Annotated in this window: 16 protein-coding genes; 12 read left to right on the forward strand and 4 right to left on the reverse strand. The window is 69.7% G+C overall.

The annotated features are described in order from the left end of the window. Position 1: 1 nt before the first annotated feature. From G6O68_RS25310 to G6O68_RS25345, 8 genes are all read left to right on the forward strand, one after another. Positions 2-1,249, forward strand: coding sequence for a type II secretion system F family protein (locus G6O68_RS25310; protein WP_165251447.1), 1,248 nt, complete (start codon positions 2-4; stop codon positions 1,247-1,249). After that, the gene (locus tag G6O68_RS25315) at positions 1,246-1,668 is read left to right on the forward strand and encodes a type IV pilus modification PilV family protein (RefSeq protein WP_165251448.1); all 423 of its coding nucleotides are present in this window, start codon (positions 1,246-1,248) and stop codon (positions 1,666-1,668) included. The genes G6O68_RS25310 and G6O68_RS25315 overlap by 4 nt, the downstream gene beginning before the upstream one ends. A gap of 41 nt (positions 1,669-1,709) precedes the next feature. After that, on the forward strand, positions 1,710-2,207 hold the full coding sequence (locus tag G6O68_RS25320; protein ID WP_165251449.1) for a hypothetical protein: 498 nt from the start codon (positions 1,710-1,712) through the stop codon (positions 2,205-2,207). Then, positions 2,204-2,620, forward strand: a complete 417-nt coding sequence (locus G6O68_RS25325; RefSeq protein WP_165251450.1) for a type IV pilus modification PilV family protein — start codon at positions 2,204-2,206, stop codon at positions 2,618-2,620. The genes G6O68_RS25320 and G6O68_RS25325 overlap by 4 nt, the downstream gene beginning before the upstream one ends. Positions 2,621-2,642: 22 nt before the next feature. Next, positions 2,643-3,587 (forward strand): DUF1559 domain-containing protein, encoded by a 945-nt coding sequence (locus G6O68_RS25330; RefSeq protein ID WP_165251451.1) that lies wholly within the window; start codon positions 2,643-2,645, stop codon positions 3,585-3,587. 28 nt (positions 3,588-3,615) lie between these two features. Beyond that, positions 3,616-4,575 (forward strand): DUF1559 domain-containing protein, encoded by a 960-nt coding sequence (locus G6O68_RS25335; protein ID WP_165251468.1) that lies wholly within the window; start codon positions 3,616-3,618, stop codon positions 4,573-4,575. Next, positions 4,559-5,470, forward strand: a complete 912-nt coding sequence (locus G6O68_RS25340) for a DUF1559 domain-containing protein (RefSeq protein ID WP_165251452.1) — start codon at positions 4,559-4,561, stop codon at positions 5,468-5,470. The genes G6O68_RS25335 and G6O68_RS25340 overlap by 17 nt, the downstream gene beginning before the upstream one ends. Before the next feature lie 170 nt (positions 5,471-5,640). Further along, the gene (locus G6O68_RS25345) at positions 5,641-6,027 is read left to right on the forward strand and encodes a nuclear transport factor 2 family protein (protein ID WP_165251453.1); all 387 of its coding nucleotides are present in this window, start codon (positions 5,641-5,643) and stop codon (positions 6,025-6,027) included. Positions 6,028-6,083: 56 nt separating this feature from the next. On the opposite strand, the gene G6O68_RS25350 is transcribed toward G6O68_RS25345, so the two are convergent. Together G6O68_RS25350 and G6O68_RS25355 are read right to left on the reverse strand one after the other, a co-directional pair. Then, positions 6,084-10,127, reverse strand: a complete 4,044-nt coding sequence (locus tag G6O68_RS25350; protein WP_165251454.1) for a DUF6797 domain-containing protein — start codon at positions 10,125-10,127, stop codon at positions 6,084-6,086. 124 nt (positions 10,128-10,251) lie between these two features. Further along, on the reverse strand, positions 10,252-11,529 hold the full coding sequence (locus G6O68_RS25355; protein WP_165251455.1) for a hypothetical protein: 1,278 nt from the start codon (positions 11,527-11,529) through the stop codon (positions 10,252-10,254). Between the two features lie 306 nt (positions 11,530-11,835). Between G6O68_RS25355 and G6O68_RS25360 the strand changes: the two genes are divergently transcribed. Beyond that, positions 11,836-13,212 (forward strand): SGNH/GDSL hydrolase family protein, encoded by a 1,377-nt coding sequence (locus tag G6O68_RS25360; protein ID WP_165251456.1) that lies wholly within the window; start codon positions 11,836-11,838, stop codon positions 13,210-13,212. A 7-nt stretch (positions 13,213-13,219) separates the two neighbouring features. On the opposite strand, the gene G6O68_RS25365 is transcribed toward G6O68_RS25360, so the two are convergent. After that, positions 13,220-13,717, reverse strand: a complete 498-nt coding sequence (locus G6O68_RS25365; RefSeq protein ID WP_165251457.1) for a DinB family protein — start codon at positions 13,715-13,717, stop codon at positions 13,220-13,222. Between the two features lie 338 nt (positions 13,718-14,055). On the opposite strand from G6O68_RS25365, the gene G6O68_RS25370 reads away from it, so the two are divergent. Together G6O68_RS25370 and G6O68_RS25375 are read left to right on the forward strand one after the other, a co-directional pair. After that, complete coding sequence (locus G6O68_RS25370; RefSeq protein WP_165251376.1) at positions 14,056-14,427, forward strand: DUF3024 domain-containing protein; 372 nt, start codon at positions 14,056-14,058, stop codon at positions 14,425-14,427. 137 nt (positions 14,428-14,564) lie between these two features. Further along, positions 14,565-14,726, forward strand: a complete 162-nt coding sequence (locus G6O68_RS25375; protein WP_165251458.1) for a hypothetical protein — start codon at positions 14,565-14,567, stop codon at positions 14,724-14,726. 28 nt (positions 14,727-14,754) lie between these two features. Here the strand turns inward: G6O68_RS25375 and G6O68_RS25380 are convergent, their stop codons facing one another. Then, positions 14,755-16,335, reverse strand: a complete 1,581-nt coding sequence (locus tag G6O68_RS25380; protein WP_165251459.1) for a glycerol-3-phosphate dehydrogenase/oxidase — start codon at positions 16,333-16,335, stop codon at positions 14,755-14,757. Between the two features lie 275 nt (positions 16,336-16,610). Here G6O68_RS25380 and G6O68_RS25385 point away from each other — a divergent pair, with 275 nt between their 5' ends. Then, the gene (locus tag G6O68_RS25385; RefSeq protein WP_165251460.1) at positions 16,611-18,119 is read left to right on the forward strand and encodes a hypothetical protein; all 1,509 of its coding nucleotides are present in this window, start codon (positions 16,611-16,613) and stop codon (positions 18,117-18,119) included. Positions 18,120-18,866 lie beyond the last annotated feature (747 nt).

The following is an 18,866-nucleotide window of genomic DNA, read 5'->3' on the forward strand; positions in this document are numbered from 1 at the left end:
CATGGGCCAGCAACAGCCAGGCGGTTCGCCGGAAGGCGGAAGCATCCCGCCCGGGGCGTACCCGGCGAACATCGAGGAAGTCGAGCCCTGGCGGCTGCGACATCTGCTGATCGTGGTCTTCGCCGTGGCGGCGTTCTTCGGGGCGTATGCATCCATCGGCGGCTGGGCCGTCGTGCTGCTCATCGTCCTCCTCATGGCGGCGATCCTCGGCGCGGTGGTCGTCGGCGTGCGCGGTCGGGCCGGTCAGCGTTATTCGCTGCTCTGGATGCTCGCCATAGCCGCCGACCACGGCATGCCGCTGACGACCACGGTGGAGGCGTTCTCGAGCCAGTACCGCGGCCGGTTCCGCCGCCGGGTCTCGCGGCTGGCCGCCCACCTGGGGCGGGGCGAGCGGCTCTCCGACGCCATGAGTTCGGTGAGGCGTCTCATCCCGGCCGACCTGGCGATGCTCGTCCGGATGGGCGAGGAAGGCGACCGACTCGGCCCCACCTTGCGGCGGGCCGCCTTGATGCAGGCGGATCGGTCGCGGAGCGGGGCCACGCTGGCGTCGCAGGCGGGGTACATCCTCGGGGTTTTTTATGTCGTCCAGATGATCACCTTTTTCCTCCTCTTTTACATCGTGCCGAAGTTCGAGGCGATCTTCAACGACTTCGGGGTGTCGCTCCCCCCCTCGACGAGGATGCTCATCAATGGTGGGCACTTCCTGACCTCGACCCTGCTCGTGCCGGTCTGGCTCCCGTTGCTCACGCTGATCCTGATGATCGTGCTGCCGATGGCCCTCGCGGGCGGGTTGGGGATCCAGCCGCCGCTGATCGGGCGTCTCTTCCCGAGGCGGCACGCGGCCATGATCCTCCGATCGCTGGCGATCACCGCCGAGGCGAACCGGCCCATCGAGGCGGGCTTGAAGACGCTGGCCCGCTACTACCCGGTCCGATGGGTGCGGAACCGACTGGCGACGGTCGCCGTCGAGGTCACGCGGGGCGGCGACTGGCGCGACGCCCTGCTGCGCTCGGGGCTCGTCCGGCCCATCGACCACGAGGTGCTGACCTCGGCGACCGCCGTCGGCAACCTCCCCTGGGCGATGAACGACCTGGCCGACGCGATCGATCGCCGCCGAAATCTGCGACTCGCCCTTTTGACGCAGGCGCTCTGGCCGATCGTGATCCTGTCGGTCGGGGCGCTCGTGCTGTTCCTGGCGATCGGGTTCTTCACCCCCTTGATCGAGCTGATCGGGAGGCTTTCGGGATGATCGCGCAACGTAGGCGTCCGCGTCGCGGTTCGCTGCTGATCGAGGCGGCGATGGCGGCCCTGATGTTGATGATCGCCATGACCGTGATCACGAAGGTGGTCGCCGCCGTCGCCGCCGAGCGGCGGACCTGGGACCGGCGCCAGGCGGCGTCGGCCGAGGCCGCCAACCTCATCGAACGCCTTTCGGCCCGGAGCTACGACTCGCTCGTCCCCGGTCCCGTCCAGGACCTGGCCCCGCCGTCGCCGGCCGCGTCGGCGCTGCCGGGCGTCGAGAGGACGGCCGAGGTGACGGACGAAGCCGAAGGCGGCGCGGCCGCCCGTCGCGTCGCCGTCCAGATCCGCTGGCGAAATCGGGCGGGCGACTGGGACGCCCCCGTCCGGCTGACCACCTGGGTCCATCGCCGGAAGGAGGGGTCATGAGCGGCCCGACGAATCGACGCCGAACGGACCCACGACGGGGCGTGACCCTTGTGGAACTGATGGTCTTCCTGACGGCCGTCGCCGTGATGCTGGGGCTGGGGGTGATGATCCTCGGCCTGGCGATGCGGCTGGAGACGGACGGACGGGCCGCGTTCGAGCGCTCCGAGGCGCTGGGGCGGCTCTCGCGGCGCTTCCGCGCCGATGTGCATGAGTCGCGTAGCCTGGCCCTCGACGGGACCGTCCTCCGCCTGGAGCCCGGTCCCGGCCGGGCGGTCGAGTACCGCGTCGACGAGCGCGGCGCTGTAACGCGGGTCGTACTCGACGCCGACAAGGAGTCGGCTCGAGAGCCCTATCGGATCCCGCAATCGGTCGGGGCCCGGCTGGAGCTTCGCGAGATCGAAGGGCGACGCTTCGCCGCCCTCAAGGTCGACATCCAGGCCCGGAAGGACCGCATCGACCCGATCCGCGCCGTCGAGATCCTGGCCCTGGCGGGGAAGACCGCCCCGGCGGGGTTGCAGCCCGAAGGAGCGAAGCCGTGAAGATCCCTTCCAGACGCTCACGCCGTCGCGGGCTGACCTCGGTGGCCGTCCTGGTCCTCCTGTTCGTCATCGCCCTGATCGCGACCGAACTGGTCCGGCTGGGAGTCGCGTATCGCGACCGGACCCGCACGCAGGAGCGGGCCGTGCAGGCCGACCTGCTGGCCGAAGCGGGTGTGGATCGCGCCCTGGCCCGTCTCTCCGCCGAGCCCGACTACCGGGGCGAGCGCTGGGAGATCCCCGCCGGGGCCCTGGGCGCGGCGACCGGAGACGACCCGGCGGCGTTGGTGACGATCCGAGTGGAGTCGGACCCGAACGGCGGCGCGCCGACGGTCCGCGTCCAGGCCGACTACCCTCCCGACCCGCCGCGACGCGCCCGATCGAGCCGCGAGGTCACGCTTCCCGACACGCCATGAAGTTTTATCGAGGAGTCCCGACATGATCTCGCCTTCGACCGTCCGGTCCCGTGCCCTCCGCCGCGCGCGGCGGGGGTTCACGCTGATCGAGCTGCTGGTGGTCATCGCCATCATCGCCGTGCTGGTCGCGCTCCTGCTCCCGGCCGTGCAGTCGGCCCGCGAGGCGGCCCGGCGCGTGACCTGCGTCAACAACCTGATGCAGATCGGCGTGGCCCTGCACAACTACGAGGGCTCGTTCGAGCTGCTCCCCCCCGGAGTCGTCGATGTGGGGAAGGGGCCGATCCTGGACCGGCCGAACGGCTACGGCTACGGCTGGCTCGCCCGGCTGACGCCCTACATGGAGCTGAAAAACGTCTACAACCACTTCAACTTCAACATCGGCCTTTATGATCAGTCGAACGTCACGACCCGGCACAACCTGATCCGCACGTTCCTCTGCCCGTCGGACGACGCGACCAAGCAGCGCAACGCCCAGGGCCTGCCGGCGACGAGCTACGCCGGGGTGCACCACGACGTCGAGGCGCCCATCGCCGCCGACAACCGGGGCGTCTTCTTCCTCAACAGCGTGATCCGCTACGAGGAGATCCCGGACGGCACGAGCATGACCATCTTCGTCGGCGAGAAGCTCAATGACGGCTCCGACCTGGGCTGGGCGTCCGGCACGCGGGCGAGCCTCCGCAACGCGGGAGCGACGCCCAACAGCGCTCGTTCCGGCACGAGGCCGCAGGTCTGGACCGAGGATGGGCCGGTCGACGCGACCCAACTGCCGCAGCCGGGCGACCCGGCCGCCGATCCCGAGAAGGCGGCCCGTTACGTCGGCGGGTTCGGGAGCCGGCATCCCGGCGGGGCCAACTTCGCGTTCGGCGACGGTTCGGTGCGGTTCATCAAGGATTCGATCCAGCCCGAGACCTTCCGCCTGCTCGCCAATCGGGCCGACGGCGAGATGATCAACGCCGACTCGTATTGATCCCCGCGCCGGGGAGGGGAGAGGTCTCATGGAACGCCCGCGCGGGTTCACTCTCGTCGAGCTGATCGTCGTGCTGGGGATCATCGTCGTGATCCTGGCCCTGTTGCTCCCCGCCCTTGTGGGGTCGAACGAGGCCGCGCGACGGATCCAGTGCATCAACAACCTGAAGCAGATCCAACTGGCGCTCCAGAGCTACCAGGCGACGTTCGACGTGCTCCCGCCGGGCGTCGTCGATGGCGAGCGGCCGTTCTCGGAGACCGCCGCGAAATACCGGATGAGCTGGGCGGCGTCGCTGCTCCCCTTCGCCGAGCAGCAGGGCATCTACGTCACGCTGAACTTCAGCGCGGGCGCGACCGATCCGGTCAACTCGACGGCGCGGCTGGCCACGATCTCCATGTTCCGCTGCCCGGACGCCGAGCCGAGGGACACCTGGGCGTCGTTGACCTGGAGGAACGTTATGGGCGCTCCGGCGGTCGCTTCGGCGCCGGAGATCGGCCGGTCGAGCTACGCGGCGGTGCATCACGAAGTTGAGAAGGCGATCGACGTCGACGACCACGGCGTCTTCTATCTCAACAGCCGGACTCGCGCGGCGGACGTCTTCGACGGGCTCTCCCAGACCCTTTTCATCGGCGAGGTCTCGGCGCCGACGTCCGGCGGCTGGCTCGCGGGCGGGCGAAGCTCGCTCCGCAACACGGGGGCCGCGATCAACGCGGTCGAGGCCGCGATGCTGGGCGACGCGGCGAAGTCCGAGGAATGGCTGGCCTCCGCGAAGACCCCGCTCTCGGTGGAGACCCTCGCAGCCGGCGGTCGGATCGCCCTGCCCCCAGGATACGTCGGCGGGTTCAGCAGCAACCACCGGGGCGACGGAGCGGTCTTCGCGTTCGGCGATGGCTCGGTGCGGTTCCTGAGGGCCTCGATCGACCCGGTCGTCTATCGCGCGCTGGGCCATCGTTCGGATGGGGAGGAGATCGATGACGATGCGTACTGAGGCGCCGGGGCGCCGGCCCGCCGGCTTCACATTGGTCGAGCTGATGATCGTCGTGGGGGTCATCAGCGTCCTGATCTCCCTGCTACTGCCGGCCGTGCAGTCGGCCCGCGAGGTCGCGCGGCGGAGCCAGTGCACGAACAACCTGATGCAGCTCGGCGTGGCGCTGGAGAACTACGCCTCGTCGCACCGCGTCTACCCGCCCGGCGTGGTCGACTTCGAGGGGCCGGTGACGAACGACCCGGAGGGCTACCGATTCGGCTGGGCCGCGCGGATCCTGCCGTTTATCGAGCAGCGGAACGTCTACCACAACCTCAATTTCCAGCTCGGCGCGTTCGCCGACGGCAACGCCTCGGCCGTGGCGATCCGCATCAACACGTTCATCTGCCCCTCGAATCCGAACTCCCAGGCGATGAACTACGCGGGGTGTCACCACGACGTGGAGAAGCCGATCGACTCCGACGATCACGGCGTCTTCTTCCTCAACAGCCGCGTCGCCCGCGAGGACCTGGTCGACGGCCCGGCGTTCACGATCCTGCTGGGCGAGACGACGATGTCCTCGGTCTTCGGGACCTGGGCGATGGGGACGTCGGCCACGCTCCGGAACGCCGGCTGGGGCGTCAACGGCGAGTCCCCGTACGATATCGCGTTCGCCCAGAATCGGTCGCGCTCCGGGGTCGGCGACGCCTTCGATCCAGTAATGCTCCAGGCCATGATCGAGGCCGGTGAATTCGACTCGGACCTGGTCGGCGGGTTCGCCAGCCGGCATCCCGGCGGCGCCAACTTCCTGATGGGGGACGGCACGGTGCGCTACATCAAGTCGCGCGTCGACCGGGTCGTCCTCCGCGCCCTCGCCCATCGCTCCGACGGCGCTCTCGTCGACGGCGACGCCTATTGAGGATCTGGATGTGCTACACGTTGATACGTATGCGAGATATTGCTCTTCGGGGAGGGAGGGGCCGTGCGGCGATTGGTAGAGAGATCGGGCCGCTGCGCACTTTGCGGCTGATCCGGGGGGGTGGTAGCCTCAACGGCCTACTCACACCACGTTGATCAGAGGACGTTCGGATGAGCGATCGGCTCGACGAGAATAAGCAGACCGTCCTGAAGTTCTATGACCTGATGTTCAACCAGTGCCGGCCGGCGGAGGCCGTCGAGCGATACGTCGGGGCGACCTACATCCAGCACAACCCCGCGGTGGCCGACGGCAAAGACGCCTTCATCGCGTACTTTACCCGCATGGCACGGGAGTATCCCGGCAAGCGAGTCCGGTTCGTGCGGGCCATCGCCGAGGGGGCCTACGTCGTGCTCCACTGCCATCAGGTCTGGCCGGGCGGCCCCGACTGGGCGGGCATCGACATTTTCCGCTTGGACGAGGGCGGAAAGATCGTGGAGCACTGGGACGTGCTGCAGACGATTCCCGAGCAGGCGGCCAACGAGAACTCCATGTTCTGAACGACCCGCCCCCAGCCGCAACCGCCTCAACGGTCGCCAGCTTGTCGAGTCCGGCTTCACTCCACGGTCATCACGCCGTTCATGACCATCCAGTGGCCGGGGAAGCTGCAGAGGTATGGGTATCGCCCCGGGGCGTCGGGGGCCTTGAAGTAGATGACGGCCTCCTTGGCCGGTTCGACGATGTCGACGAAGGCGAGGACGTCGTCGGACTTCGGGATGTAGTTCCTCGCGGCGGCGTCGGGTTCGGCGATGATCTTGTTGACGAGGTCGCCGACCGAGGCGAGCGTGCCGGGGCGGAGAAGGACCCAGTTGTGGGGGACCACGTCGGGGTTGGCGAAGGTCAGCCGGATCGTCTCGCCGGCCTTCACCTTGAACGCGGGGACCGTGTAGCTCAGATTCTTGCCCGCCGCGATCTCGACCGCACGGGCCTTGGGGAGCTTGGCGGCCCAGGGATTGGGGGCCTTCTTGAACTTCAGGGCGGCCATGTCGGCGAGCATCGGATGTGCCGCGATCGTCTTCGGCTCGGGCCGATAGCCCTCGAAGTCGGTGAACGGCGGGGCGAGCTTGTGCACGGTCGCGAACAGCTCCTGGGGCGGGCCGGCGTCCACGTCCAGCCGGAGGTGGAGGGTGTTCACCGGCTGAATGTCGGGGATCTCCAGGAACAGCGTGCGGCCGTCGCCGACGACGTGGGCCGCGCGGATCGGCAGGACGTCGTGGCCGGGGGTCCCCGGGTGTCGGCTGGAATATTCGAGCGAGCCGTAGCCGCCGCTGTAGCGGTAGTTCCAGGCCTGGGCGAAGCACGCGCCTGGCTGGGCGACGACCGCCGGGTCGACCGGGAGGTTGAACGTCAACACCACGCCGTTCTCGACGGCGCGGATCGACTTCGGAGTCTGCACCGGGTCGCCGGTGTAGCGGAGCCTCTGGAAGCAGCCGTCGAGCGCCGAGTAGGTCCCCCAGCCGGCCTGGCCGCAGACGTACAACTGGCCGTCGCGCGGGCTGAATCGGCCGCGGTGGATGCCCGAGAGGTAGTCGCCGGGGATCGGCACGATCGCCCCTTGAGGCTGGCCGTCGACCTCGTCGCGGAGGACGAAGAAGGCCGCCGCGGCTCCGTACGAGAGGTGGACGAGATTCCCCCGGAACGGCGTCCAGCGGTCGCTGACCTCGACCTGCGCGGCGCTGGAGTTGTCGATCCCGCGTGGCAGGTAGACCAGGGGGAGGGCGGGGGGCTGGTCCTCCTTCGGGCCGGGGTAGCCGTAATGGCCGCCGGGCTTGATTTCGCAGATCTGCGAGGTGGGGACCCATTCGCCCTCGGACTGCGGCACGGTGAGGACGCCGGCCTTCGTGAGGCCCAGCCCGTCCGGGTTGCGGAAGCCGGTGGCGAGCACCTCCGGGGGGCCGCCGTCGGCCGGGACGCGGAGCACGCCCTGGGGGCCGGACGCCGTGTAGAAGTCGCCGGCCGCGTCGCGCTCCAGGCCGCACACGAAGTCGTGGCCGGCGGGGGAGGTCGTGTAGGCGTTGTTCACGCAGCGGTGGAAGTCGGCCTCGCCGTCGCCGTCGAGATCCTGAAGCTCGGTGATCTGATCGCGGCCGACGACGTAGACCTTGTCGTCGGCGACCACCACGCCTTGCGGCTGGTGCAGGCCCGAGGCGAACCGCCGCCAGGCCACGTTCGCCAGGTCGTCGTTCAGGCCCTCGACCCGCCAGACGTCCCCCTCCATCGTGGCGAGCATCGCCGAGCCGTCGGACAGGAAGCCGAGCCCGCCGAAGAACATGAGGGCCTTCCACGGGTTCTCGAACGGCGGCTCGATCGTGTCGATCGCGAACGGCCGGGTCGTCCCGAGCTTGCCGTGCGTCACCAGGACCTGGGGCCACTGGGCCGCGCCGCCTCGGGTCAGGTCGCGGAGCGGGTGCGAGGCGGCCGGGCCGGCCTCGCGGACGAAGCGGCCGGCGTCGTCCACCCAGGGGGCGTCGAGCCACTCTTCGCCGTCGATCGTGTAGGCGAAGATCACCCGCTTGCCGTGTCGGTAGTACCCCTTGTAGACGAACGGCTTGTCGGGCGCGGCGCCTTCGGGCTTCGGCAGGGGCTGGCCGACCTGGATCAGTCCCTCCATGAAGCCGTGGCGGACGCTGGAGAAGCGGACGAAGCCGTCGGTCCAGAGGGCGTCGTAGGTGAGCGTCTGGGGGTTGAAGCAGGCGGAAAGCTCGCCGGTTTCGCCCAGCCGCAGGCAGACGGCCTTGGGGACGGAGATCCCCTCGGCGCGGAAGACGCCGCCCAGGACCGAGCCCAGATCGGACTCGTTCCAGCGGCCGTCGGCCCAGGTCGACTCGTTCTGGTTGCCCCAGTGACCCTGCTTGCCGCCGTCGAGGCCGGGGTACATCGGCAGGAGCGAGGGCGGGTTCGGCTGGCGGCGGAAGAAGTCCGCCTCCTTCGCGTAGAAGTCGAAGGTCCGGTTCCGATTCACGTGGTCGCCGGCGCTGGTGTAGAACTCGGGTCGGAGCGGCTTCTGGTCGAACGCGAACTCGGCCGGAGCATGACCGTGGGCGGGGGGCGTGAGCACGGGCGTCGCGGTCCCTTCGGCGCCCAGCGTCAGCAAGAACCGGAAGAGGTCGCTGCGCTCGCGGGGCGACATGGTGGAGGCCAAGCCCTCGGGCATCAGGGTGCCCAGGGGCTTGGCCTCCTCGATCGAGTCCTTCGCGACCTGCACGACCTCGCCGAAAGCGGCGTCGCGGACCTTGATCGCGGTCGGCGTCTCCTCGACCTTGTAGCCCTGGAGGAGCCGGCCGTCGTCGAGGGCGAAGGCGAACGCCTCATACCCTTCCTTGACCTTCAGGCGTGGCCAGAGGACCGACGCGGCGATCTCCTCGGGCGAGGTGGTCCGCACCAGCGTGGTCAGATCGGGGCCGATCGCGCCTCCCTGCTCGCCGACCTTGTGGCAGGAGAAGCAAGCGAATCGGACGTCCGTGAAGACCGCCGCGCCCCGGGCGGCGTCGCCTTCCGCACGCGCGGAGTCCAGCACGGCGGCGACCTCCAGCGCCTGGGCGGGCGAGAGTCCCGCCGCGGCGGCGGCCGGCGCTGGCTCGGGTCGGGGCGGGACCGGCGTCCGGGGGGTGGGCTTCGGACCGGGCGCCGCGCCGTCGAGTTGCGGGACGAGCCAGTCCAGGCCGTCGAGGTTGTCGCGGAGCCGCTCCTCGGCGTCATCCTGGGTGTGGCCGAGGATGCCGATCCGGCCCTTGTAACCGCTCTCGCGGATGATGCGGAGCGTCTCCAGGTCGCGTTCGCCCTGGCCGAGCGGCAGGATCTTGCGGCCGATGCGGTCGCCGCCGGGGTCCATGCCGTTGATGTTCAGGGCCATCAGGTAGGGCATCATCGTCTGGAGCAAGGGCTTGAGCCGGTCCAGATGGTCGTGGCCGTGGTGCAGGTTGTAGACGAGGCCGACGTTGCCCACGCCCTCCTTCTTCAATCCTTCGATGATCGCGATCTGGTTCTCCGGCTCGCCGAACCAGCCGCCGTGATTGTAGAGCGCGACGGTGCAGCCGATGGCGTCGGCGGCCTCGGCCAGCGGCTTGATCCGCCTCACGCCCTCGGCCACGCGACGATCCTGCTCGGTCCCCTCCGCCTTGTCGGGGCCGAAGTCGGTCAGCACCCAGAGCTGGGACTTGAGGTGATGCCGCTTGAGCAGGTCCAAGATGCGCCGGGAGTCGTCGTTCAGCTCGGCCGGTCCCCAGAAGGCGGTCAGCTCGACGCCGTGGCGCTGGAGGGCCGCGACCTCTTCGTCGAAGGTCGGGACGTGCTCAGCCCGCCAGTCGTAGGCGAAATGCTTGAAGCCCAGGCGTTCGAGCATCGCCGCCCGTTCCTCGGGCCCACGCAGCTTGGAGTCGAACGGGACGATGCACCAGGCCGTGAGGTTGTCGCCTGCGAACAGGCCGGCGCCCGGCTCGGGCTTCGCTTCCTGGACCGCCGGCTTCGCCTCGTCCTGCGCCCCCGCCTGCTGAAGGACCTGAGCCCGGATGAGATCGGCGGTGAGGAGGCTCACGATCCCGAGGAGCAGGATCCAGGCGATCGTCCGCGAGCGAGGCCGAGGGGAGGGGCGCTTCGGCATGAGTGGACCCTTGGTGACCGGGCGGGGAGGTCGGGGGATTCGGCGCGACGGCGGCGACGCGCCTGCACCTCCTCAGGTTATCGCCCCGGCGACCTCGCGGCAATCGGTCGGGCCCCTGCCGGCGTCAGCGCGATTCGCGCCAGTATTCCGGCAGGTCGGCCTTGGTGGCGAGCAGGATCTCCAGGATCGCGCGGCGCTCGTCGGGGGTGCGGCGTGCGAAGGCCGGGGACTGGTCCTGGCCGGTCAGGACTTCCCACAGGCGGCGGTAGGTCCGCTCCTTGACCGGGGCGGGGAGGTCGTCGAACGCCTTCGAATAGATCAGGTAGCTGCACGGGAACTGGAACAGCCGGGTCGACAGGTCGAAATCGCGGAGGGAACGCCCCGAATCGTCGCGAGGGCCGCGCGCGGCGAACTCGGCGGCGAACCCCGACGAGCCCTCGACGCGATCGGTCAGTTCGGCTTCGTCGACGAACAGCATGTATTTCACGATCTGCTCGGCCGGTCCTTCGAACCGACGGGCGGTGCTCTCGGAGATCGTCCCCTCGGGCTCGCCGAAGGCCTTGTTGATCTCTCTGGCGTATTGCAGGGCGAGCTTGGCCTGGTAGTTCGCCGAGGCGATCAGGTTGTGCATCTTGACCTGATGCTCCAGCACCATGAGCGCGACGACGTCGCTGTGGGGCGACAGGTACGGCTTGACGTTCAGCCGCTTCGAGAGGTCCAGCAGGCTCTCGGCGGCGCGGGCGCCGACCGATTCGGCGCCGTCTTCCAGCCTCGTCAGGATGTTCCCCATGTGAGCCTGGGAGCCGGTCGACCCGGTGACGTACCAGCCCCCCCAGCGTTCCTTGAGGGGGCTCTCGTGGGTGGTGGTGTAGCTCCCCGCGCTGAAGACGGGGCGGCCGTTGGGCTCGGTCGGGATCGAGCGGACGAGGTGCCCCGGCACGTCCTGGGTCTTGCCCGAGACGTGGCACTGGAGGCAGTCGTGCGTCCGACGCTCGATCTCGGGCGTTCCGTCCTCGGCCTGTTCGAGCAGGTAGAAGACACCGCCCAGCTCGGGGTCGACGGCCGAGAACTCCAGGGCGTCGCCGCCTTGCACGAAGCCGACGTACACCTCGTCGTTGAAGTAGAGCGCGCGCGGCGTCCGGGGCGAGATCCGCGAGCCCTGGAAACTCGTCTTGGAGAAGACGAGCACCTGCGAAGAGACCGGGACGTCGAGCGCCTGGAGCACGGCGCGCAGGTAGCCCTGGGGCCCTTCCTTCGCCAGCAGGACCTGCTTCGAGTCGACGAGCTTCTTGAGCCCGGCGACGGGGTCTTGAGCCTCGGCCGTCATGTAGTTGATCGGCTCGCGCTCGTAGGGCAGGTCGGCCTTCGCGACGGAGTGGAAGGCCACCAGGGCGGCCGCCATGCATCCTTGCGCCACGACCCGGCGCGCCAGAGCACATGGGGCCGATCCCTGGCGGTGGCTTCGTCGGCCGTCCTCGGCAAGGGGCGGGACCGAGGACGGAGGGATGTCAATGATCCATCTTGAATCCTTCATCACACCGTCAAATTAGCACATCCCGACCCACGAGCGAAAGGACGTCGCGCCCTCATTCCCACTTTGTGCACCTAGGCGGTTCGCGTTGACAGGAATCCTCGCCGAGAGCTTAATCCGCGTTCGCCCGCGTGAGTGACGCCGCGGGAGCGACCCAGGGAGGGGGGCGACGCCGCGATGAGCCGACGGAAACGTGCGCTGAGGTTGATGGTTTACGCGGCCTGGACGGGCCTGCTCGTCCTGGCGCTCCGGTTCGGCGCGACCGCGTTCGACACCAATCCCGAGCATCTCGTCGGCCTGCTGGGCCTGGCCTATCTCGCCGCCTGGGGGCCGTTCTTCGTCTTCTCGCCGCACGGCCCGGCCGGGACCCTCGGGAGGTTCGCCCTCTGCACGGGGACGCTCGGGCTGACCCTCGGCGCGCTGGAGGCCCCCTCGAGCCTGCGGCTGGTGGATTACCGCGTGGTCTTCACCGCCCCCACGCCGCCCTGGCAGCGATCGGGGAACAGGCCGGATCCGGACCTGATCTACGTCCGACGCCCCCACCAGAAGACTAGGTTCCGCTACGACGGCGCCGAGCTGTACGGCCTCCGCGGCGCGAAGCCCTGGCGACGCTACAACTGCGAGCTGGTGACCGACGCCAACGGATTCCGCAACCCGTCCGACGTCGAGCAAGCCGACGTGGTCGTCGTCGGCGACTCGTTCATCGAGGGGCTGCACGTCGAGGCCGAAGAGTTGATGACGGCCCGGCTCGCCAAACTCCTCGGCCGGAGCGTCGTCAACCTCGGCCGCACCGGATACGGGCCCCAGCAAGAATGGAACGTCCTCCGGCGGTTCGGAGTCCCTCTGCGGCCCTCGGTCTGCGTCTGGGCCTTCTACGAGGGGAACGACCTTCAGGACCTTCACGAGTACGACGCGAACCAGAAGAACCTGCGCTACATCCTGGACGAGCGTCGGGCGGAGAGCGGCTACGGCCGAAGCTTCGTCCGCAACAGCCTCGGGTTCGCGATCCGGAACTGGCTCCGCCCGGAGCCGACCAGGCCCGCCGAGGCCCACGCCGGCCTCTTCCGCGATGGCGAAGGGGGCCGGACGCCGATCTACTTCGGGACGGGCATTCAGCACGGAACGGGGGGGCCGGAGTTCCCGCGCGGGAAGTCGGACGAGCTGAAGCGGGTGCGGGGCATCCTGGCCGATGCCCGGGCCCTGTGCCGCGAGAACGGCGTCGAGCTGGTCGTCGCGTTCGTCCCCGCCAAGCTGCGGGTGTATCGCGACTTCTGCGCGTTCGCACCCGACTCCCCCTGCGTCACCTGGCCGTCGGACGACCTGCCGGAAGACTTCCGTCGCCTGGTCGAGGGGCTCGGGCCGGACGTGGGGTTCGTGGACCTCACCGGCCCCTTCCGGGCCTCGGCCGAGGCCGGCGGCCTGGCCTATCTCCCCGACGACACCCACTGGTCCGAGGAGGGCCACCGCCTGGCGGCCGAGGCGCTCGCCCCGGTGCTGGAGCGTCGCCTCGACCGTCGCGAGGGCGATGCAGGGGCCGCGCTGACGCGTCGTTGAGCCGCGGTTAGGCGAGCGAGGCGGACGCGACGACGAACGTCTTGGTCATCATCTTGCGAAGCAGCATGATCTCCCCGGTGTGCCGCGCCTCGTCCTGCAAGGCGATGAGGAGGGTGCGTCGGGCCGAACGCTCGGGCTTGCCCGGATCGGCCGTGTCGAGCTGCTCGGGCGTCAGCGCCGCGTAGAGCTCGCGAAGCCGCCGATGCTGCTCGGAAAGGGCCGAGACGACCACCGCCAGCGGCGGCCATTCCTCAAGGCGGATGTGCGCCGGGTTGCTCTCCCAGCTGAACATCTTGAGCCAGTTCGCTGGCATCTGGGCGGGCGAGCCCAGGGCCCGCGAGGCCAGGAATTCGGCCACCACGAAGGCGTGGCCGGCGTGCCACAGGCACGAGTTCTGGAGGTTCGGCGGCGCCCATCTTGCGTGGACGTCGTCCAGATCCTTGAGCACGTCGAGCGTCTTCGTACGGACGTCGTCCCAAAGAGTCAGCAGCGTCTGGTCGGACATGGATCTTTCGCGTCGCCCGGATCGTCCCGGGCCACGGCTCCTGCATGGGGTGGATTGGGTCGACGCCCGCACCCAAGCGGGCCGGATCGACCCAGCAGACACCCTCTAGGGTCGGCCGGAACGCCGAGGATCGCAAGCCCCCTTCGATCTCCGACCCGGCTCGGGGGGTTCCCAGGACGAGGATCGCCGCGAATAATCTGAACAAATGTCGCGTAGGATCGGCGGATTTTCCTTGCGTCCCGGGCGTGTCGGTCGGGATGATTTTAGGGATCGAACGCCGGCGCAGGACGCGTGGACCATCTCGAACGCGGGGGGCCGGTTCGCACCGGATCTCGGACATGAAATCGAGCAAGAGCGGCGGCCGTAAGTCCTCGGTCCGCGGGAAGATCGGCGGAGCGGGGGCCGCGGTCGCGGAGGCGAACCCGGTGATCCTCGATTTCGTCCAGAGCCGCATCGCGGCCTTCAACGGGACCAACGGCGGCGGCGTGGGCGTCCGCAAGGACCGCCACGGATACTCCCTGTTCCGGGAGGACTGCGGCGAGCCCGTGGCCCGCTTGCGGCCCCAGACCGACGGACGGTTCGCGGTGCTTTACTGGAGCGTCTTCAGCGAGCGATGGCGATCCGTCGGCGACTTCGGCGACGTCATCCTCGGCCTCGACGACGCCCTCGAATACATCGCCAAGGACCCGATGAACTGCTTCTTCCGCTGAGCCCCGGATCAACGCGCGACGACCCCGCGTCCGACAGGAGGGAGGTCTTGGCCCCGGCGTTTTCGGCCGCTCGCTACCAGTCGGGCGATGAGATCCGGGCTGGCGACCGCGTCCTTTGGGCAGGTTCGCCGGGCAGGGTGCTTATCGTCCTGGGTTCGCCGGAGCCTCCCGAGGAGTGGTCCGGCTTCGCGGCCTGGCTGCGAGAAACCTATGTCTCCGGCTTCCTGGTAGACACGGAGGCCGCCGGCCTGGTGTTCGGAGACGAGGGCGACGAGGACCTGATCCTGGTCGGTCGGTGAGCGGCCCGGCCGATCAGGGACGAGCCGGTCACGAGGGCAGGTAGGTCCGGGCCAGGGCCACGAACTCGGCGACTTGGCGGTCGCGCCAGCCCTGGTCCATAGCCAGCTCCTCGGCCATGATCGCGGCGACTCGGGGCGCGGCGTCGATGCAGGCACGGGCGTCCAGGAAGAGGGCGCGGGTCCGGCGGGCCAGCACGTCCTCGATGGTCCTGGCGGCCTCGTGCCGGACGCCCCAGATCACCTCGGCCTCGATGTAGGGGAGGCGCTCGTGGAGCTTCCGCCCGGCCTCGGGCGTGGCGGCCGCGAGCGCCCGCAGCTCGTCCAGCTCCGAGCCGTAGAGCGAAAGCGTCTCCTCGCGGTCCGTGGGCCGCTCGGTCCAGCCGTGGAGGTGGAGACCCTCGGTGCTGCACGCCTTGCGCGGCAGGCCGCCGACCTCGGCCGCGTAGTCCACCACGTCGCGTCCCATGACGCGATAGGTGGTCCACTTGCCGCCGGTGATGCTGATCAGGCCCGAGTCCGAGACGACCACCGCGTGCTCGCGCGAGAGCTTCTTGGTCTGGCCCCCCCGCCCGGCCTCGGCGTTGATCAGGGGCCGGAGGCCGGCGAACTGGCTCCGCACATCCTTGGGGCCGGGGGCCTTGCTCAAGTAGCGGCCGGCGTGCTCCAGCAGGAAAGCCAGCTCCTGCGCCAGCGGCCGGGGCTCGCGAGGCGTCTCGGAGAGCGGCACGTCGGTCGTGCCGATCAGCGTGCGGTCGTGCCAGGGGATCGCGAACAGCACACGGCCGTCGTCGGTCTTAGGGATCATCACGGCCGCATCGCCGGGGAGGAACGACCGGTCCAGCACGATGTGCGCGCCTTGACTCGGCGCCAGGATCGGCGAGGCGTCGGGCTGGTCCAGCCGCCGCACCGCGTCGACGTAGACCCCCGTGGCGTTCACGACCGCCTTCGCGCGGATCTCGAAGGCTTCGCCCGTCTCCTCGTCCCGCGCCCTCACGCCGATCGTCCGTCCCAGCTCCTTGATCAGCCCCACGACCGCGACGTGGTTGAGCGCCGAGGCCCCCAGATCGGTCGCCGTCCGCGCCAGGGCGACGGCCAGCCGGGCGTCGTCGAACTGGCCGTCGGTGTAGAGGATGCCCCCACGCAGGCCCGCCGCGTGCAAGGTCGGCGTCCTTTCGAGCACCTGCTTGCGCGAGAGCCATCGCGAGCCCCCCAGCGAGAGACTCCCCGACAGCCGGTCGTACATCCACAGGCCGATCCCGTAGAACGGCAGCTGCCAGTAGCGATACGCCGGGACGATGAAGTCCCGCGAGTGGACGAGGTGGGGGGCGTTGCGGGCGAGCAGCCCCCGCTCGCGGAGCGCCTCGCGGACCAGCGGCAGGTTCCCCTGGGCCAGGTAGCGGACGCCGCCGTGGACGAGCTTGGTGCTCCGGCTGGAGGTGCCGTGGGCGAAATCGAGGGCCTCCAGCACGAGCGTCCGGTAGCCCCGGGCGGCGGCGTCGACCGCCGCGCCCAGGCCGGTCGCCCCACCGCCGATGATCACGACGTCCCAGTTCCCCCCGGCGCGGACGCGGTCCAGGTTCTCCCCGCGCGACAACGTATTCGGAGTCATGGCGATCTCAGGCGTGTTCCGGGGGCGTCGGTGGTCGCTCCGACCGCGCGACGTCGCCCGCGATCGCTCGATTGTCCGATCCGGCCCGCCGTTCCGCCAGTCGCCTCGCCCCGGATCGCGTCGGAACTCCTTTCCCAAAATCCTCAAGTTCCGGCGCGGAAAGGCCGGGAGCCGCGATTGACCGACCCGGACGACGGTCGTATGATCCGCCCGCTTTGACCGAACTCGGTCGGGATGCGCTTCAAGGATCGACAAGACGAAACGGAGGTCGTCGCATGGGCATCGCACTAGGATGGGTGGCCGCGGCCCTGGCCGCCGCGGGCGCGGGATCGCCGCCGGATGAGGCCAAGCCGGAGATCACCTACCGCTTCCGCACGGTCGCGGTGCGGGGCCTCGCCTGGCGAGAGGCCGGCCTCAAGCCGGTCGTCCAGCACAACGCCGTGAGCGTCTGGACCTCGGCCGACGACTTTCTCGACCGCCTCCCGGGCGAGGCCCGGGCCGTCGCCGCCGGGACCGTCGAGGCCAAGGGCTTCGCCCAGGCCCCGGTCCACGTCACGACCCGGAAGAGCCACGACTTCGTCACGCAGGTCATCTGGAAGGGCAAGGGGAAGGCCCCGAAGCCCGTCACCGAGAGCGTCCGCGAGGGCCTCGTCGCCACTGTCGTCGGCCGCAAGATCGACCAGGGCGTGCTCGCCCAACTCGTCATCGACGACGTGGACGTCCGCAGCGTCCACACGCTCGGCTCCCCCGCCGCCAAGGCCGCCCACGCCTCGACCGCCGCCTGCCCGACCCACGACCACGCCGACAAGCCGGCCGGCGTCACGGTGACCATCACCGCCTCGATGGACTCCGAGAAAGGCGTGGATGCTGATGTGAACTGGGCCGATCGGAACCCCAGCAAGGCGTCCGCGATCCTCGCCCTCTGCAAGGCTCAGGATGAGGGCAAGTCGCCGTGCTGCGAGGCCGGCGCGAAGGCCGCCGCCAAGACCGACGACGCCGCCTCCCGCGCCAGCTGGGCTCCGGCCGAGACGCCCATCCAAATCCCCGAGGTCGGCCGCGCAGCCGCCGCCGGCGAATGGCTGATCCCCGACGGCGAAGTCCTCATCGTCGCCTTCGGCCCGCACACCGTGGCCGACGCCGACGGCAAGGCCGTCGTCCGCGAACACCTGGCCGTGATCTCGGCCGAGGTGGCCGACGAGCCCGAAACCACGCCGCCGCCCCCCGCCGCCGGGATCGTGCCCGCCCTCCCCGCGACGGCCGACCAGCCGGAGGCCCCGCGCACCGCGGCGGCCCTCCCCGAGCTGCCCAGCCGCACGCTCCCTCAAGGCGTGAACGCCGACGGCACCCCGGCCCCGCTGCCGACCCTCCCCGAAGACGACGAGCCCGCCGCCGCCGCCGGCGACGAATCGGCCGAACCCTTCGCCACCCCCCAATCCCGCCGCAAGGCCGGGAGACCCGCCGAGACTCCGGCCCCCCCCGCCGAGTCCCCGAAGCCCGAGGCCGAGGCCGTGCCGGAGCCCGCCGCGCCGGCGAAGACCGATATCAAAGCGATCAAGTCCTCGTTCAAGCTCCCGTCGCTCAAGAACCTTCAGGCGCTGGAGCCCCTGAACAACCTGGTCGGTTCGGGCGTCTTCCCGATCCCTTTCCAGGGCGCGCAGTTCCTCGTCCCCCTCAAGGCCCTGGGGGTGAAGCTGCCGTTCAATCAGAAGCTCGAGTTCGAACTGATCGGCCGCATCGTCAACGACGCCGAGGCCAACGACGCCCACTTCGTCGTCGGCAACTGATCCCGGCCCCGGCTCCTGCTGGATCCGCCCCGCGATAGGCCGTCGAAGCCCGCCCCACCCGGGAGGCTTCGGCGGCCTTTGTCGTTCGTAGGGCTTGACCCTCGAAGAATGTTCGAGCCCGTCGTCTGGCGATCGTCTGCGAGGGCCCCCCGACCGCCGGTGAACCCGTCGTGACCGACGGATGTCGAGAGCTGTCGTTCCGGGTTGGAGCGGTTTCCCGTCGAGTGTGTGCTTTATCGGCGGGCCTGGTAGCCGCGTATGGCGGTACCGGCCGATGACGTCGTTCTCACGGACCGCCCGCAGGGCGTCGATCGTGAGAGCATGCGCTCGATCGGGTTCGGCTCGGGGCGGAACGGCGGCAGGGACCGCGGCCCGGCCCCGGCCGCGGCGATCAGCAGGGCCGCCTCGACCGTCTTGTGGCAGTTGGATCGTCCTTCATCGCCACGTCCCCGGGCCTCAGCGTCGGTGCCAGGTGCCTCGCGACGTAGGTCTCGAACGCGGCCGAGGCTTGGTCGGCGAATCTTCATGGGAAGCCCGCTTCCGCGGGACATCGGCCGGAATCCAGGCCTAGTCCGTGCTCGATCGGTGGGACTGAGCCCGATCCTCAGCAAGCCAGCAGATGGTGAGGCCCAAGTGCGTCCGCTGGGCGTCTACCGAACATCCCTGACGTGTCGCTCGGTCCAGGTCTTTTGAGCCTCGAAGGTGGAGGACTCGCCGGCCTGGCTTGATGACACCTAGTGCTAGTTT

Source organism: Paludisphaera soli (assembly GCF_011064595.1).
GTDB classification, from domain to species: domain Bacteria; phylum Planctomycetota; class Planctomycetia; order Isosphaerales; family Isosphaeraceae; genus Paludisphaera; species Paludisphaera soli.